This window comes from Selenomonadales bacterium 4137-cl (assembly GCA_032334055.1).
In the GTDB taxonomy this organism is placed as follows: domain Bacteria; phylum Bacillota; class Negativicutes; order Sporomusales; family UBA7701; genus Anaeroselena; species Anaeroselena agilis.
The window spans coordinates 809,694-825,549 of sequence record JAUOZS010000001.1 but is presented as its reverse complement, the minus strand read 5'-3'; the positions used below and the strand labels follow the sequence as shown (position 1 = coordinate 825,549).

The window sequence follows — 15,856 nt, the reverse complement described above, 5'->3', positions numbered from 1 at the left end:
TGCCCTGGCTCCCCCTGTCATGTTTTCGCCCGGGCGATTACGCCGGTCTTGCCGCCCACCGCCGCCAGGACGTCCTCCGGAGTCAGCACCATCTGGCAGCCGCGCACGCCGGCGCTCACCGATATCTCCGGCCAGACGAGGATGGTCTCGTCGAAAAAGGTGGGATACCGTTTCTTGGTACCGATGGGGGACACGCCGCCACGGATATAGCCGGTAAGCTGCTGAACCTCCTTCAGCGGCACCATCTCGACCTTTTTGTTGCCGCTGACCGCGGCCAGGGCCTTTAAGTCGAGCTCGAACGAACCGGGAATGCAGGCCAGTATCACGCCCGACCGGTCTCCTCTGGCCACGAGCGTCTTAAATACCTGCTCCGGCGGCATGCAGACCTTCGCGGCTACGCTCTCGGCGCTGAGGTCGCTTTCGTCCACTGGATATTCTATGAGCTTGTAGGCTAGCTTGAGCCCGTCCAGAATCCGGGCGGCGTTGGTTTTCATTTTGGCAGCCTCATTTAACCTCAATCAGTTCATATTCGAGGGAACCCATGCCAATCTTGGCGGCGTGTTCGATCTGGATCATAGCGTCATGCTTGGCATAAGCCATTTTTGCCAGCGACTGGCCGTGGGCCTTGGCGGTAAGATCAAGGGTAGCCTTGTCGATGGCGACCGGGTCTTCGGAGGCGAGGATGCCGATGTCGGGGATGAACTTGCGCTGGTCTACGTTAAAACAGTCGCAATCCTTGGTCATGTCGATCATGACGTTGAAAAAGAAGCACTTGCCCGCTTTGCCGGCGATGGCGCCGAAAGCGTGCTCGGCCATGCTGCGCTGCATGAAGCCCGATTCCGCGCCCCAGTCGTAGCTGACGGCGTCGAAGCGGCACATTGCCAGACACTCACCGCAACCGATGCATTTTTCCGTCATGATGTACGCTTTGCCATCCTTCTCGATAATCGCCTCGCGAGGACACCATTTTATGCATTTGCCGCAGAAACGGCATTTGTCGGTCAGCACCTCTGGCAGCATCGCCGAGTGCTGGCGCATCTTGCCCATGCGGCTCGCCAGACCCATGCCGAGATTCTTGATGCAGGCGCCCAGACCGGCGGCCGGATGGCCGGTGGGATGGGACACGGCGATGAGCGAATCGGCGCTCATCACTTCGCGCGCCACTTTGACGCTTTTGTGCAGTTCGCCGTCAATCGCCACCTCGTATTCGGTGTTGCCGGTCAACCCGTCGGCCATTATGAAGGGCGCGCCGACGTTGTCGATGCCGAAACCGTGGCGGTGGGCATGGAGGATGTGCTTGACGGCGTTCTCGCGCTCGCCTTTGTAGAGAGTCGAAGTTTCGGTGAGAAAGGGGACGCCGCCTTTATCCTTGACCCTGTCGACAAGCAGCTTGATAAGCTCCGGCTTGATATGGGTCGTGTTCTTCTTTTCGCCGACATGAAGCTTGATGGCTACGAAATCCTTGGCGGCGATGGCGGTCTCGGCACCGGCGGCCCGGTAGACTTTGTCCATGGCAGCCGCCTGCTCAGGCACCGGCAGACCGTCGGTCACGGGGAGAAAAAACACTTTGGCAGTCAATTTGAACACCTCGCGTTTGTTTTCTGTTTTCTCCAAATCATATATACTCTTCCTGCATTTGTCAAGGCGGCTCAACCGTCCACAGCGAGAAGCCGCGGGCACATGTACCCGCGGCATTCCGGCGGCTGGGGCAACTTAGAAATCCAGGCTCATCGTCTTCACCTTGACGTTCGGGATCGCGCCGAGCTTGTTCTCCAGGTCTTGCACCGGGATGTCCTCACCGCACAGTTGGAGAAGGATGAGGCCGGTGTTGGTGCACTTGTCGAGAGCGGCGTCATGCAACCCGAGCCTAACCCTGATAAAGCAGCCGAATTCGGTGAGAACATCCTGTACCTTCGGGGCGGTCTCGACGCGATTCTCCTGAAGAATAGCCATAATCGTCGAGCAGTTGGTCATTACCGTCACCTCCCTGAACTATTTTGACGCATTACCTAATATTTCTTATTATCTTCTTTTCCATGCGCGATAATCCCTGCCAGAGAGGATAACCAACCTAAAGATGAATTTGTCATATCTTCACGAAAAATTAACCTTCCGCCAGGAACAACAAAAGGAAAAAATCGCATCACCGTCGTATTTACCATAAACAGGCATTTTTTCTGAAGGGAAAATGTGAATGACGCAAAGGGTGACCACCCGCCGGACGGTACAACTTCACGTCGACCAGCTCGTTCCGGGAATGGAACTCTCCCAGGACCTCGTCTCAGGAGACGGCGCCGTTTTGGCCGGAGCAGGCACCATTGTCAGCAGTCACACCATCAACAAGCTGAGAAACTGGCAAATCACAACTGTCAATATAGTCAGCGAAGCGTCAGTCAACCCTATCATCAGCAGGGAAGTCGAGCAATTCGTCAACAGCTACAATAAGTCGGTCAGTGTTGTGCAGCGGGCGTTTTCAACCCTGCGCGACAATCAGGAAGTCCCCCTGGAAGCGTTCACCGCCACCGCCGACGAACTGGCTTCAGGCGTGCAGGCTGCCGGCAATGTCGTCGACCGGCTTTACGACCTGCCTCCCTGCGACGACGCCACCTTCCAGCACAGCGTCAACGTCGGCGTCATCGCCGCCCTTATCGCCACCTGGATGAACTATCCGCCGGAAGTGGTCAACGCCGTATCCTTAGCCGGCCTGCTTCACGACGTCGGCAAATCCCAGCTCCCGCAAGCAATTCTTCATCGCACCAACCTGCTGCCACCGAATGACTACGACCATTACAAACAGCATGTCCGCTACGGCTTCGAGCTCGTCAAGAGCCTCGACCTCGCGGACAGCGTGAAAGCCGGCATCGCCCAGCACCATGAGCGCAACGACCGCAGCGGCTACCCTCTCAGCCTGCCGGGGGAAAAAATCCATCCATATGCCAAAATCGTCGCCGTCGCCGACATCTACGACGAGGCCCTCACCATTAACCGCGAACCGTCCACCGTTTACAGTCCCTATTCGGGCCTGGAAATGATAAACGACGCCAAGCACCGGGCCGACCCGGAAATATGCCTGCTTTTCTCCGGCCGAATGCTCAACTTCCTCTCCGGCAATATCGTCGCCTTAAACGACGGCCGCGAAGCCCGGGTCGTATACCTCAATTCGGTGTCGCCCTCGCGCTCGATCGTTCAGCTTACGAGCGGCGCAGTCCTCGACCTGGCCGACGACCCCGAGCTCCGCATCCATCACGTAATCCGCTAGTTACACCGCCGGGCGGAGAAAATCGGCCAGCGAAAACACCGCCGCCATCAGTTCCCGGTATTGTTCGGGATTTAGCGACTGAGGCCCATCGGAAAGAGCCGTCGCCGGATTGGGGTGCATCTCGACCATCAGACCGTCGGCGCCTGCGGCCACGGCGGCCATCGCCATCGGCCCGACGAGTTCGCGGCGACCGGTGCCGTGGCTTGGGTCGACCACGACCGGTAGATGGCTGAGCTTCTTCGCAGCCACGACAGCGCTTAAATCCAGGGTATTGCGCGTGTATTCCTCGAAAGTGCGGATACCGCGTTCACAGAGCATGACCTGGTAATTACCCTCACTGAGGATATATTCGGCGGCGTGCAGCCATTCGCTGATGGTAGCCGCTATCCCCCGTTTGAGGAGCACCGGCTTGCCCGCCTGGCCGACCGCCTGCAGCAGTTTGAAGTTCTGCATGTTGCGGGCGCCGATCTGCAGCACATCCGCATATTCCGCCACCATCGCCACCGAGGTCACGTCAACGACCTCGGTTACTATTTTCAGGCCGGTAGCCTCCCGGGCCTCGGCCAGATACTCCAGCCCCTGGCGCTCCAGCCCCTGGAACGAATACGGCGATGTGCGCGGCTTGAACGCCCCGCCCCGCAGGAACTGAGCGCCGCCCTCGCGGGCTATCTCGGCCGCTTCGAGCAACTGCGCGCGGCTTTCCACGGCACACGGCCCGGCCATGACCACCAGGCGTCCACCGCCGACCTCCACACCGCCGACATCGATAACCGTCGATGCGGGGCGGAACTGCCGGCTGGCCAACTTATAGCTATCGGTAACCGGCAGAACCTTTTCCACGCCCGGAAAAACCTCCACCGGCAGAGTTGCGATCAGCCGTTTATCCCCGACGATGCCGATCAGTATCCTCTCCTGTCCGCGCGACAGGCAGGTTGCAAGACCGGCCGCCTCAATGCGGTTGACCACGTGGCGGACTTGACCGTCGACGGCGTCGGGTCTCATTACGATTACCATGGCAATCCTCCTCACTCGGCCTTATGTTTCACCAGGCATATAGGATACGAACCGAGGCTCTTGAACCAAATGCTTCTCTCGCGGACCGCCTCGACCGCGGCGCGGACGTTCCCGTCCTCCAGGCTGCCTTCGGCATCCAGGAAGAAAATATATAATCCGAGGCCGGTACGGGCGGGCCGGGACTCGATTTTCGTCAGATTGACCTGGCGGCGGGCGAATTCACCGAGAATCTCGTACAAACTACCCGGCTTCTCGCCGTTTATCTGGCATATTACGGAAGTCTTGCAATTCGGCCCCGCCGGAGCCGCCGCGTCGCGCGCGAGAACGATGAAGCGCGTACTGTTATTCGGGTTGTCCTGGATGTCCACCGCCGGCACCGCGAGATTATAAAGCCTTGCTGCCCGCAGGCTGCCGATGGCGGCAGTATTCTTAGCGCCGCTGGCCACCTGATAGGCGGCCGCCGCCGTGCTCTCGACCGCGACCAGCTCGGCGCCGGGGTAGTGCTCGCGCAGGTAGTTGCGGCACTGAGCAAGCGCCTGGGGGTGGGAAAGGATAACATTGATGTGCTTGGTATCGGCCCTTGCCAGCAAATTGTGTCTGATGGGCAGCACCATCTCCTTGACGACGCGGAGATCGACTTCATGGGCCAGGGTATCGAGGGTAATGTTTACTGAGCCGTCAAGGGAATTCTCCACCGGTACTATGCCCTCGGCCGCCTCACCGTCGGCCACGGCCCGAATCACCGCATCGATTCTCTCGTACGGCGTAAAGCAGCCCTCAACTCCCCGGTAAAAACTGAGCGCGATTTCCTCGCTGAAAGTGCCGCGGGGACCGAGGTAGGCGACTGTGGGCTCGGATGCCGGCAAAGCGTTGATTATTGACACTGTGATCTCCTCCTTCAGTACTGATCGGGATCCTGCACTGGAAAAAAACAAAGCCCTCGTCCGTAAAGGACGAGGGCTTAACTCGCGGTACCACCTTTGTTACCCGCCAAACGGCGGGTCACCTCCGAGGGTACGGGCCGAAACCGATACCCCCCTTCTTGTAACGGCGAAGGTTCCCGGCATCACCTACCACCCGTGCGGGCTTCAGCTTGCAACTCCCAGGAGAACTTCGGCATTTTACCCGTACCGGGCTCCCACCAACCCCGGCTCTCTGCGACAAGGCGCCACGCCTACTTTTCCTGTTCACGGTTTTTACGCTGTATGGTTGTTGAAAACGATCATATCACAATATACCAAAAAAAGCAAGCAGCATCCAAAACTCTTTTCCGGCAAACGAGTCCGGCGACCACCCACCGTCCCCGCCAGGTAAACTCTTTAGGTAACCTTTCCATAACAACTTGCATATTATGCATTAGGCGCGAGCTGAATAAGCAAAAAAGGAGCGACAAACATGAGTAAACCAAAAGGTTTCCCGCACGGGTTGGATTTCACTGGTTGCCTTGAAGTAACAGTGGTTCTTCGCGATTTTCAGACTCTTACAGGCAGGATCAGAGGAGTTCTGGGCGAGCGCTTCACATGGGACGACTATATCAAAGACATGAGCGGCGACCCCTTCAAGAAAGGCCATAAAGACGACAAGGACCACAAAGAGCCTAAGTGCTGCGAACCGCCCAAAGTTGACGTCGATGTGGAAATCGAAGAAGATACCAAGTTTCTCCTGCTGGAGCTCACAAGAACGGCGGCGGCGGCGAGCTTGAGTTCCGTTACCTGCATAATTACCGGAGGAGCAGTAACGGGAGTCACCCTGGCCGCATTGGGAACGACCTTCCCTGTTGGCGCCTGCCTGGCGATTAACGTCGAAAACATACTTTACGCCGGTCCGAGTGCAACCTTCTGCGAAGTTCCGATCACAATCACTCTGTAAGCAATTGCTGGCCAAATCCTCGTCCTCGTAGGACGGGGATTTTGTTTGTCAATCACCGATTACAATCACCGGATTCTTTTCAGGCGCCAGCCAGGCGATAAGCTTCAGCAAATCGACCTCGGCCACGGCGACACAGCCGCTTGTCGGCTCTCCCGGCCCCCGCCAGAGGTGGACGAAAATAGCGCTGCCCTTACCGGCGATTACGGGGCGAGTGTTATATTCCACGACGACGCCGTAGCGGTATAGACCGTCAGCCCGGAGCATCTTTTCCCACGACGCGGCCTGAGGCTTGCCGCTCACCCAGGTGTTGTACTGCGGCGAAGCAGGGTCGTCGACCCAGCAGTCATCTGCGGTTATCTGGCGGTATGGCATCCCTGTGGCGGCTGTTGCCGAATAGCCGAAAACAAGACTGAGGGGGTATACGCCAGTCGGCGTGCCCCCGTCGCCCTCATGTTTGCCGGCCGCCGAAATAAACCCGCTCCGGCCAATGACCGCCGCCGCCGCCAAAAAAGGCTGCCACTCATCGCCTCGGCGCTCCCAGGCGACAAAATCGGCCACCGTTGTCTCTCCCCCGTCAGAACGCACCACTACCGCCTGACCGGTTCGCCTTTCCAGGCGCTGCAAACTATCAGGCTGTTGCCGAAAAACTCCGCTCACTTCAACACCCCCAGACATATGCGGTTTATTTCTCGCCCTAAAATATATTTCCTGCTTGGCCAAGATGGGCTCAATCAAACAAGTAACTATTACATAACGAGTTTCATAACATAGTAATATAGCCCGATTATAATTCTTTAGGAGTGATACTAGATGGCCAAAGTAAAAAATCGTCAACCCCTGCCAACTGGCGTTAGAGTTGTAACCAACAATAGAATCGTTTACCAGGGACTGCTTCAGCCTCCGCCTCCGGTTTTCCCCCCCGCGCCTTTTACGCCGAACAACAACCGCTTTATTTACGTCCTCCTAAGCTGCCCCCCGGAATTGATCACCACCACCGGTGAGAGGGTAACGATCGAACCCACCCTGTTCGACGAAGGCGATCTGGTGAGAATCAACGCCGAAGATATCGCCATCGGACCGTCCGGGGACTGCGTCGACAATGCCGCCAACACATTTTGCCCTACTACCAGTTAAAAAACAGTCCGCGGCCGGCAACGCCAACTGTCGAACCTCAGCCCGCGGGCTGAGGTTTTTCCCCTGCCGGCTACGCTTTGTATATATTATTCTGCACAAGACCGTGAATCCCGGGACACATTGACGGCGCGGACCGTTGCAAGCCCGTACGTAGCGCCTTTCTGGAACACATTCGGTCAATTTGTCATAACCTATATTAGAAATCGCCATGAGCTATCGTGAAGGAGGTTTATCGAATGGCAAATACCCCGTTACATCATTTTTGTAATAGGGAGATTCTGGAGGAGTTGGCCGATTTCAGGGAACGTAACGTTCTCTTGCTGCTCATCGACGGCACGGCCATTTTCGGCCGGGTAGGCCGCATCGACGACTGTATCATCAGCATGGTTCCCCCGGTGGGCATCGGCGGCCTCACCCTCGTCCAGTACCGTCCCCCTAACCCCACCCTGGCCTTCCCGCTGCTTGTCAATCAACTGTACGTGGATGTCTGCAACCTTGCCCACATCGTCGAAGGACCGTTCCTCTTCCCGCCTCTCTCCGCTCCCTTCCCCCCGCAGGGTGTTCTCGACGCAGCCGTCCCCCCCGGCCCGCCTCTAGCCATGAGCGTCCGTGCGGACGAAGCCGGCGAACGCCCGCAGCGTGAACTGTTCTGCGAACTCGAGGAACTCGAGGGTCAGAACGTCGCCATCGCCACCCTCGGCGGCTGGATCATCGCCGGCCAGCTGGGCGAAGTCAGCCGTCACTTCATCTCGGTCATCAGCACCGCCACCACCTTCTTCCCGCCTTTCTACTTCCTCGGCTTCGTCACCGTCTTCGGCCCGGTCTTCCCCGGCGGTTTCACTGTGCTCGGCGGCACCTTCCGCGTCTGGAGCAATCTGTGCGCCCTTACAGAGGTCGTACTGCCGTAACGTAACCAAAAACGCCCGTCGCCAGACGAGCGTTTTTTTTTGTTATTTAGTTATACGATATCAGCGCTCTGCCTGAGCGCCCCGGGGCCGTCCTGGGCGACCGCTACCGCCGCCTCGCCGAACGTCTTCATGTCGTTGAGCACATGCAGCCCGGCGTCGATCAGCCTCATGCCGAGAGCCGCCCCCGTCCCCTCCCCCAGCCGCATGTTGAGATGGAGGTAAGCATCAAGACCGATAAGCTTCAGGGCTTCTCGATGGGCGGGTTCACAGGAAAAATGCGAGCCGACCAGGTACCGCCCGGCGGCGGGGGCCAGCTTCACCGCCAGTAGAGCCGCCGCGCTCGTGATTATGCCATCGATAACCACCGCCGCCCGGCCGGCGGCGGCGCCGAGGATAACGCCCACCAGTCCGGCAATCTCGAAGCCGCCCACCTTGGCGAGCACATCGAGCGGATCGGCGGGGTCGGGCCTGTTCACGGCCAGGGCGCGGGCGATGATGTCAGCCTTGTGAGCGATAGCGGCGGCCGACAACCCGGTGCCGCGGCCGGTAAGCTCGGTATGTTGTCTTTCGCTGTAGCTGGCAATTATCGCCGTGCTGGGAGTAGTGTTGCCGATCCCCATTTCGCCCAGGCCGATGACTCCCGCTCCCTTGCTCACGGCAACCCGGGCCATCCTTATGCCTACGTCGATCGCCCTTAGCGCCTGCTCGCGGGTCATTGCCGGGCCAAGGGCGATATTGGCAGTGCCGGGAGCGACCTTCTCGCGGTAAAGACCGGGCATCGGTGGGAGTTCGACGGCAACGCCGATATCCACAAGTATCAGTTGCGCCCCGGCATGGCGGGCGAACGCATTGATGGCCGCGCCGCCGTTGCAGAAATTCATCACCATCTGAGGGGTCACTTCCCGCGGATAAGCGCTGACGCCTTCGGCGGCCACCCCGTGGTCGGCAGCCATGAGGATTATGTGCTTCACAAGGTCCCGCGGCCTCGCCCGTCCGGTGATGCCGGCCATCAGGACCGCGAGACGCTCTAAGCCGTGTAAACTTCCCAAGGGCTTGGTCAGGTTGTCGATCCGCAGTTGGCAGTCAGCCATCGCCGTCTCATCCAGAGGGCCTATCGCAGCAATCGTATCTTTTAGCATGATTTACAGACCTCCCGACTGTCGCCGCAGACGCCCGCCTCGGCGAAAGTAGCCATCCCGGCCAGCATCATGATCGCCGCATCGAGAAGATCCATGGCCAATGACGCTCCGGTCGCCTCGCCAAGGCGGAGACCCATATCGATGTATGCCTCAAGGCCGAGACGCTCAAGCATTTTCGTGTGGGCCGGCTCGGCCGAGAGATGGGACGCCAGGAGGTACTCGCGGGCGACGGGCGATAGCGAAGTGGCAATAAGCGCAGCGGCGCTGGCGTTAAAGCCGTCGATCACGACCAGGCAGCGTTTGGCGGCCGCGCCGAGGATCGCGCCCGCCAGGGCGCCGATTTCGAACCCCCCCACCTTGGCCAGGACATCGAGACCGTCGGTTGGGTCGGGTTTATTGACTGCCAGCCCTTTACGGACAGCGTCTATTTTGGTGGCCAGGCGACTGTCCGAGATTCCCGTGCCCCGGCCAGTGGCCTGTTCGGGGGTTATCCCGGTGAAAGCGGCTACTATGGCTGCGCTTGAGGTCGTGTTGCCAATACCCATCTCGCCGATACTGAAGCAGCGATAACCTTTACCGACCCGATCAGCAACGATTTCGATACCGGCTTCGAGCGCTGCGACCGCCTGATCCCCCGTCATGGCCGGCCCCTGGGTAAAATCGGCCGTTCCGTAAGCAATCTTGCGATGCCACAGCCCCGGAACATCGGACATATCGCCCGCTATCCCCACATCAACGACGACCAGGTCGGCGCCGCTGAATTTAGCCAGTGCGTTGGCGCCGGCCCCCCGGGAAACAAGATAGTTCCTGGTCATGTGAATGGTGGTCTCTATCGGGTAAGCGCTGAGCCCCAACCGGGCGACGCCGTGGTCAGCGGCCGCCAGCACCATGCATTTCCTGGGTATGGCCGGCCGCTCCTCGCCGGTGACGCCGGCGTATTGGCGCACGATATCCTCAAGCCTGCCGAGACTGCCCGGCGGTTTTGTCAGACTGTCCAGCCTCGCCTGAACCTTGGCCATCACCCCGGCGTCTGGTGGCGCGATCGCCGCCAATGTTTCCTCAAGCAACTTCATGAAATACCTCCTTAAAATGCAAAAGGCTTCTCAGGGGTGAATAACCCCCAAAAAGCCGAAAACGACCGGGAGATTACTCACCTTTCCTCGAAGGTTCGTACCGACGGCAAAGGCAGGTCTCCTGGCTCCCGGTTCCTGGATCCTGCGCCTTCCCCTCAGCGAGTGGCAATGCAGGCTCTCCCCGGTACAGTGGCGGGACCGCGCGGCAACATGAGACATGCTCCGACTTCCCTATTATCCCCCGCTGAGCACGGGGGCACCTCAACCGTATAATATTCTGTGTTATTATACCAACCGTCCGTCGTTTCAGTCAAATCTTACCCAGGGGAATCCGTCCTCATATCCTTATTCTAGGCTGATCTGCTCCTGGGCGAACTTCTCCACAACCTTGTCGAGAGCGAGGCGAATCGCCTGGTGGCGGTCGGCAAAGCCGATAAAGAAATCGTGTTTGGCATATTCGTTGAAATATGCCTCGTACGCATAGCCGCCTGTACGGACGTTAGTGACCGCGAAAGTTACCGGCACCGAAGCCGACCAGGCCTTCATAAGCAAGAAAACATCGGGAAAGTGAACCCGTTGCCGGACGATGAGCGGGTGAATCTCAGCCCTGGCGGCGTAATCGATTCCCAGGTTCCTCAAGGCACCAAAGAGAGCGGCGTCGCTTGCCGCATGAATATCGTCGATGCCTTGACGACGCAGGGCATCATCCAGCGTCTGGCCGTCCACCAACAGGTAACGACCGGAGCCGAACTTGGCGTACAAAGCTTCGGTGACGATCTCAGTAATGTACTCGGTCCGTTTTTGGCCGGAGTTGTTGATTACCGGCAGCATAGCAACCGTCGGTCTGTGGAAAATTACCCCCTCTTCCGCATAGACCGCCGGCGGCGCGGACAAGAGGTTCAAGACCGAAACAACCACAAGAGCGAGCAAAAAACGTCGCATGCGAAGAAATCTCCCCTTTGGACATGGCGTTGCCTTATCAATCCGCCACAACATTATTGTTCGCCGCCATAAAGCTTTTCCCTGTAATTCTTCCCAATGACCACAAATTTTTCCTCGTCAGTCGCGCACCGCGGCAAACAACTTGCCGGCCTCCCGCACATCGACGTTGCCGCCGCTGAGAATAACGCCGACCCGTTTGCCGGTAAAGGGCAGTTTACGGTGGAAAAGCGGCGCGAGGCCTACGGCCCCGGAGGGTTCTACGACGATCTTAAGGCGGGTCCACAGGTAGTACATCGTGCTGATTATCTCTTCCTCGCTGACTGTTACCATATCGTCCACGTACTTGCGCACGAGCGGGAAAGTGATTTTCCCCAGCGACGGCGTGCGCAGCCCGTCGGCGATCGTGGGCGGGTTCTTAACCGAATGCAGTTCGCCTGTCTTGAACGAGCGAACGGCATCGTCGGCCAACTCCGGCTCGACACCGATAACCCGGCATCCGGGCAGAAGATGCTTGGCGCTGACGGCAGTGCCGGAAAGCAATCCGCCGCCGCCGCACGGGGAGAAAACATAATCCAGGCCGCCGACGTCCTCGATAAGTTCTTTGGCGGACGTTCCCTGTCCGGCCACGACATCCTCGTGATCGAAAGGCGGGATCAGCGTATACCCGTATTGGGCCATCAATTCGTCAGCCACCTTTTCCCGCGTCGTACTTTCCTTATCGTACTTAACGATTTTCGCCCCATACCCCTCTGTGGCGGCGAACTTGACCGCCGGCGCGTCCGAAGGCATGATGACGGTGGTGGCAATCCCCAGCAAGCTGCCGGTAAGGGCTATCGCCTGAGCGTGGTTGCCGGAGGAATAAGTTACGATGCCCCGTGCACGTTCGTCGGACGGTAAAGCCGTCACCGCGTTGTACGCGCCCCTGAACTTGAAGGCGCCCATCCGCTGAAAGTTCTCGCACTTAAGAAAGACGGCGTTGCCGGCAACCTCGTTCAAAAGCCTCGATGTCATAACCGGTGTACGGTGGGCCACTCCATCGATCCGCCCGGCCGCGGCCAGCACTTTTTCAAACATCTTGTCATCTCCTTTGGGCCGGACCCCGACCCTTCACTGTATCCCGCAGGCAGACTCCGGGCGCATTTTGCCCGGGGCGAAAGGAATAAACCTGCCGGCAGAGAATGATAATAAAAGCATTTCCACAACGGCAGCCAACATTCCTGTCTTTTACTATCCCGGCGGAAAATTCCTGATCGTCAACACGTGAGGTGACCTTTTTTGATTAGAATAGCCCTGGCCCAAATGGAAGTAGTCCCGGGACGGCCGGACCTGAATAGCGCGGCGATGCTGGCGATGATCGACGAGGCCCGCGCAAAAAAAGTCGAAATAGTAGTTTTCCCGGAAATGGCCGTGCCCGGCTACCTTCTCGGCGATACTTGGGAGCAGCAGGCCTTTCTCCGCGATTGCGAGGAATACGGCCGCCGCATCGTCGCCGCCTCCCGCGGTCTGTGCGTCATGTTCGGCAACGTCGGCCTCGACTGGGCTAAACGCGGCGACGACGGCCGGGTGCGAAAATACAACGCCTTTTTCGTCGCCCAGGACGGCGAACTGCTCGGCGGCGATCACTTTCCCTATCCTTTTCGCATCAAATCCCTCCAGCCAAATTACCGGGAATTCGACGACTCTCGCCATTTCTACAGCCTGCGCAAACTGGCCCTGGACCTCGGGCGGCAGCCTGCCGAACTTCTCCGGCCGGTCGCCGTAACCATCGGCGGCCGAAAAGTCAATATCGGCTGTATCCTCTGCGAGGACGGCTGGAGTGACGACTACGGCCTCAAGCCGGTCTCAGCCCTAAAAAATAATGGTGCCGAACTGATCGTCAACATTTCCAGTTCACCCTTCACTCTCGGCAAAAACAATAAGCGCAACCGCGTCTTTTCGAAAGAAGCGCAGGAAAACGGCATCCCCTTGGCTTATGTTAACAATGTCGGCCTCCAGAACAACGGCAAAACGGTGTACACCTTCGACGGCTTCAGTACCGTCTACGATGGTTGCGGCCGGATCGTCGCCTTTTGTCCGCCTTTTGCTCCCGCCATGATGACGGTCGACCTCGACCTCGACATAAGTGGCGAAAACCTGGCGCCGGTGACAACGGTTCCCGACGACCAGGGGATCCCTATCGTCTTCCAGACGCTCCGTTACGGCACCGCAAAGTTCCTGGACCAGGTCGGGCTGAAAAAGGTCGTAATCGGCGTATCGGGCGGCATCGACTCGGCCCTTGCCGCCGCTCTCTACACCAACATTCTTGGTCCGAGCAATGTACTGCTCGTCAATCTTCCCAGCGTCTACAACTCCGCCACCACCAAAAACCTTGCCGAAGAACTCGCGAAGAACCTCGGCTGCCTGTACGCCGTAGTGCCCATCCAGGACGCGGTCGATTTCACCGTAAATCAGTTCAGGCAAACGGAAATCGTAAACATGCGGGATGGCAGCAGTTCCCGTCTGACCGTCACTCCTTTTATGACCGAGAACATTCAGGCCCGAGACCGTTCAGCCCGTGTCCTGGCCGGCCTGGCGGCGGCTTTCGGTGGCGGGTTCACCTGCAACGCCAACAAGAGCGAGCTTACCGTCGGCTACGCCACTCTCTACGGCGACCAGGCAGGCTTCCTGGCCGCGCTCGCCGATCTCTGGAAGCATCAGGTTTACGCCGTCGCCGGATACATCAACGATGTCGTCTACGGCTGCGAAGTTATCCCGGCGTCGGTGTTCCGCCTTGTCCCCAGCGCCGAGCTATCCCCCGAACAGGCGGTGGACGAGGGCAAGGGCGACCCGCTGGTATACCCCTACCATGACTATCTTTTCCGGTCGTTCATGGAATGGTGGGACAGGGCGACTCCCGAAGACATCCTCGCCTGGTATGCAGCCGGCGAACTTGAAGCGAAACTCGGCTGCGAAAACGGCCTGGTGGCCCGCCTTTTCCCATCGGCGGCTGAATTCATCGCCGACCTCGAAAAGTGGTGGCGGCTTTACACCGGCCTGGCGGTTGCCAAGCGCATCCAGGCGCCGCCGGTGCTCGCAGTAAGCCGTCGAGCTTACGGCTTCGACCACCGCGAAGCCCAGAACGGGCCGCACTTCACGGCCGCCTACCACAAACTTAAGGAAAAACTCCTCGGCGCCACCCGCTAAGAATGTAAACAAATTCCGGAGGATAATAAACCAATGTATTTCGACAACGCCGAAGGCATGGTATTTCGCCCCCCTTCCGAAGCCAACAGCCTCATCCTGAGAGTAACCATCGGCTGTTCCCATAACGCCTGCTCCTTCTGCGGCATGTACCGTGAGGTGCAATTCCGGGCCCGCCCCGACGAAGAAGTTGCGTCCCTCATCGACAAAGCGTCACGCTACTGGCCGGAGACAAGGCGTATCTTCCTCGCCGACGGCAACGCGTTAGTCCTCAAAACCGACCGCCTGCTCGCCATCCTTGCCAAACTGCGCGCCGCCTTCCCCAAACTCTCCCGCGTAACCTGCTACGGCGGGCCGCAGGATATCCTGCGCAAAAAGCCCGACGAACTGGCGGCCCTCAAGGCGGCCGGCCTGCAAATCATCTATCTGGGCGTCGAAAGCGGCGACGACGAAGTACTCAAGAAAGTCAGCAAGGGCGGCACCGCCGCTGAAATGATCGCCGCCGGACGCCGGGTTCTCGAGGCCGGTATCAAGCTGTCGGTCATGGTCATCCTCGGCCTGGGCGGCGAAGAGCGCACCCGTGAACACGCCCTCGGCACCGCCCGGGTGGCAAGCGCCATCAGCCCCACGATGCTCAGCGCCCTCACCCTTATGCTCCATGACGGAACCCCCCTGCGAGCGGCGGCCGACCGGGGCGATTTCCGGCCCCTCTCCCCTTACGGCCTGCTGCAGGAACTAAAGCTGATGATGGAGCATATCGACGTCACCGGCCCCTGCATCTTCCGCAGCAATCATGTATCGAACTTCCTGCCCCTGGCCGGGACGCTGCCCCACGACAAAGCCCAGCTTCTAACCGACATCGACGAAGTGCTCGAGGTTTTCAAGAATAAAACGACCCCCACCTACAACAATACAGGCTCGTTCTGACCCGACATAAAAGCCGCCCTCCGGGCGGCTTTTGTTTCAGGTCCCTATACGATTCCCTAACGGCGCAACAGGCTGACGATGAACCAGAGCAAGCCTGCGGCGGCGAAAAAGAGGAAAAACACCGGCAAAACGACAAAAACAACTACACCGATGACGGCGAGAATGATTAGCTTGGTCAGTAAACTCGACTTGCCGCCAAAGGAAAACTGACGGACATGTATTCGCTGGCCGCCGCGCTCGTATTGGTACCGGCGCTCCTCCTCCGACGGGCCGTCGTCCAGGGTGACCCCCTGAAAGCTCTCCCGCTCGGCCGAGGTTAGCACCTTGACCTGCCCGTCACTTTCCCGGCAATACGGGCACGCGCTTTCGTCCGGCGCAATATCCCGGCCGCAGATCGAACATTTCATCTTA

General features: G+C 58.8%; 17 protein-coding genes, 1 riboswitch and 1 other annotated feature. Of the genes, 6 read left to right on the top strand and 11 right to left on the bottom strand.

What is annotated here, in order from left to right:
• Positions 1-17 precede the first annotated feature (17 nt).
• The 3 genes from ybaK to Q4T40_04275 form a co-directional block, all read right to left on the bottom strand.
• Complete coding sequence (gene ybaK / locus Q4T40_04285; protein MDT8900461.1) at positions 18-494, bottom strand: Cys-tRNA(Pro) deacylase; 477 nt, start codon at positions 492-494, stop codon at positions 18-20.
• 10 nt (positions 495-504) lie between these two features.
• A complete protein-coding gene (locus tag Q4T40_04280; GenBank protein ID MDT8900460.1) occupies positions 505-1,614 on the bottom strand; it encodes a DUF362 domain-containing protein in 1,110 nt (369 codons plus the stop codon).
• A gap of 99 nt (positions 1,615-1,713) precedes the next feature.
• A complete protein-coding gene (locus Q4T40_04275) occupies positions 1,714-1,974 on the bottom strand; it encodes a hypothetical protein (GenBank protein MDT8900459.1) in 261 nt (86 codons plus the stop codon).
• 220 nt (positions 1,975-2,194) lie between these two features.
• Between Q4T40_04275 and Q4T40_04270 the strand changes: the two genes are divergently transcribed.
• Positions 2,195-3,259, top strand: coding sequence for an HD domain-containing protein (locus tag Q4T40_04270; protein MDT8900458.1), 1,065 nt, complete (start codon positions 2,195-2,197; stop codon positions 3,257-3,259).
• On the opposite strand, the gene aroF is transcribed toward Q4T40_04270, so the two are convergent.
• Positions 3,260-4,273, bottom strand: a complete 1,014-nt coding sequence (gene aroF / locus Q4T40_04265) for a 3-deoxy-7-phosphoheptulonate synthase (protein MDT8900457.1) — start codon at positions 4,271-4,273, stop codon at positions 3,260-3,262. It lies immediately after the preceding gene.
• A gap of 11 nt (positions 4,274-4,284) precedes the next feature.
• Positions 4,285-5,157 carry a prephenate dehydratase gene (gene pheA, locus Q4T40_04260; GenBank protein ID MDT8900456.1) on the bottom strand — a complete coding sequence of 291 codons (873 nt, stop codon included), beginning with the start codon at positions 5,155-5,157 and terminating at the stop codon, positions 4,285-4,287.
• Positions 5,158-5,219: 62 nt separating this feature from the next.
• Positions 5,220-5,473, bottom strand: a binding site (T-box leader).
• Positions 5,474-5,668: 195 nt separating this feature from the next.
• Between pheA and Q4T40_04255 the strand changes: the two genes are divergently transcribed.
• Positions 5,669-6,142, top strand: a complete 474-nt coding sequence (locus Q4T40_04255; protein MDT8900455.1) for a hypothetical protein — start codon at positions 5,669-5,671, stop codon at positions 6,140-6,142.
• A 48-nt stretch (positions 6,143-6,190) separates the two neighbouring features.
• On the opposite strand, the gene Q4T40_04250 is transcribed toward Q4T40_04255, so the two are convergent.
• Positions 6,191-6,799: a L,D-transpeptidase family protein gene (locus Q4T40_04250; GenBank protein ID MDT8900454.1), complete on the bottom strand. Its 609-nt coding sequence runs from the start codon at positions 6,797-6,799 to the stop codon at positions 6,191-6,193.
• Between the two features lie 153 nt (positions 6,800-6,952).
• On the opposite strand from Q4T40_04250, the gene Q4T40_04245 reads away from it, so the two are divergent.
• Together Q4T40_04245 and Q4T40_04240 are read left to right on the top strand one after the other, a co-directional pair.
• Positions 6,953-7,276, top strand: a complete 324-nt coding sequence (locus tag Q4T40_04245; GenBank protein MDT8900453.1) for a hypothetical protein — start codon at positions 6,953-6,955, stop codon at positions 7,274-7,276.
• 236 nt (positions 7,277-7,512) lie between these two features.
• Positions 7,513-8,184 (top strand): hypothetical protein, encoded by a 672-nt coding sequence (locus Q4T40_04240; GenBank protein ID MDT8900452.1) that lies wholly within the window; start codon positions 7,513-7,515, stop codon positions 8,182-8,184.
• Between the two features lie 50 nt (positions 8,185-8,234).
• On the opposite strand, the gene cobT (Q4T40_04235) is transcribed toward Q4T40_04240, so the two are convergent.
• The 4 genes from cobT (Q4T40_04235) to Q4T40_04220 all read right to left on the bottom strand — a co-directional run bounded on the left by cobT (Q4T40_04235) (position 8,235) and on the right by Q4T40_04220 (position 12,412).
• Positions 8,235-9,323, bottom strand: coding sequence for a nicotinate-nucleotide--dimethylbenzimidazole phosphoribosyltransferase (gene cobT / locus Q4T40_04235; GenBank protein ID MDT8900451.1), 1,089 nt, complete (start codon positions 9,321-9,323; stop codon positions 8,235-8,237).
• The gene (gene cobT, locus Q4T40_04230) at positions 9,317-10,396 is read right to left on the bottom strand and encodes a nicotinate-nucleotide--dimethylbenzimidazole phosphoribosyltransferase (protein MDT8900450.1); all 1,080 of its coding nucleotides are present in this window, start codon (positions 10,394-10,396) and stop codon (positions 9,317-9,319) included. Before cobT (Q4T40_04230) ends, cobT (Q4T40_04235) begins: the two co-directional genes overlap by 7 nt.
• A gap of 93 nt (positions 10,397-10,489) precedes the next feature.
• A riboswitch (cobalamin riboswitch) is annotated at positions 10,490-10,675 on the bottom strand.
• 66 nt (positions 10,676-10,741) lie between these two features.
• Entirely contained in the window at positions 10,742-11,338 is a 597-nt protein-coding gene (locus Q4T40_04225) for a hypothetical protein (protein MDT8900449.1), read from the bottom strand.
• A 117-nt stretch (positions 11,339-11,455) separates the two neighbouring features.
• The gene (locus tag Q4T40_04220; GenBank protein MDT8900448.1) at positions 11,456-12,412 is read right to left on the bottom strand and encodes a threo-3-hydroxy-L-aspartate ammonia-lyase; all 957 of its coding nucleotides are present in this window, start codon (positions 12,410-12,412) and stop codon (positions 11,456-11,458) included.
• 201 nt (positions 12,413-12,613) lie between these two features.
• Between Q4T40_04220 and nadE the strand changes: the two genes are divergently transcribed.
• A complete protein-coding gene (nadE, locus tag Q4T40_04215) occupies positions 12,614-14,521 on the top strand; it encodes an NAD(+) synthase (GenBank protein MDT8900447.1) in 1,908 nt (635 codons plus the stop codon).
• 33 nt (positions 14,522-14,554) lie between these two features.
• The gene (locus tag Q4T40_04210; GenBank protein MDT8900446.1) at positions 14,555-15,445 is read left to right on the top strand and encodes a radical SAM protein; all 891 of its coding nucleotides are present in this window, start codon (positions 14,555-14,557) and stop codon (positions 15,443-15,445) included.
• 56 nt (positions 15,446-15,501) lie between these two features.
• Here the strand turns inward: Q4T40_04210 and Q4T40_04205 are convergent, their stop codons facing one another.
• Positions 15,502-15,852, bottom strand: coding sequence for a hypothetical protein (locus tag Q4T40_04205; GenBank protein ID MDT8900445.1), 351 nt, complete (start codon positions 15,850-15,852; stop codon positions 15,502-15,504).
• Positions 15,853-15,856: the final 4 nt, after the last annotated feature.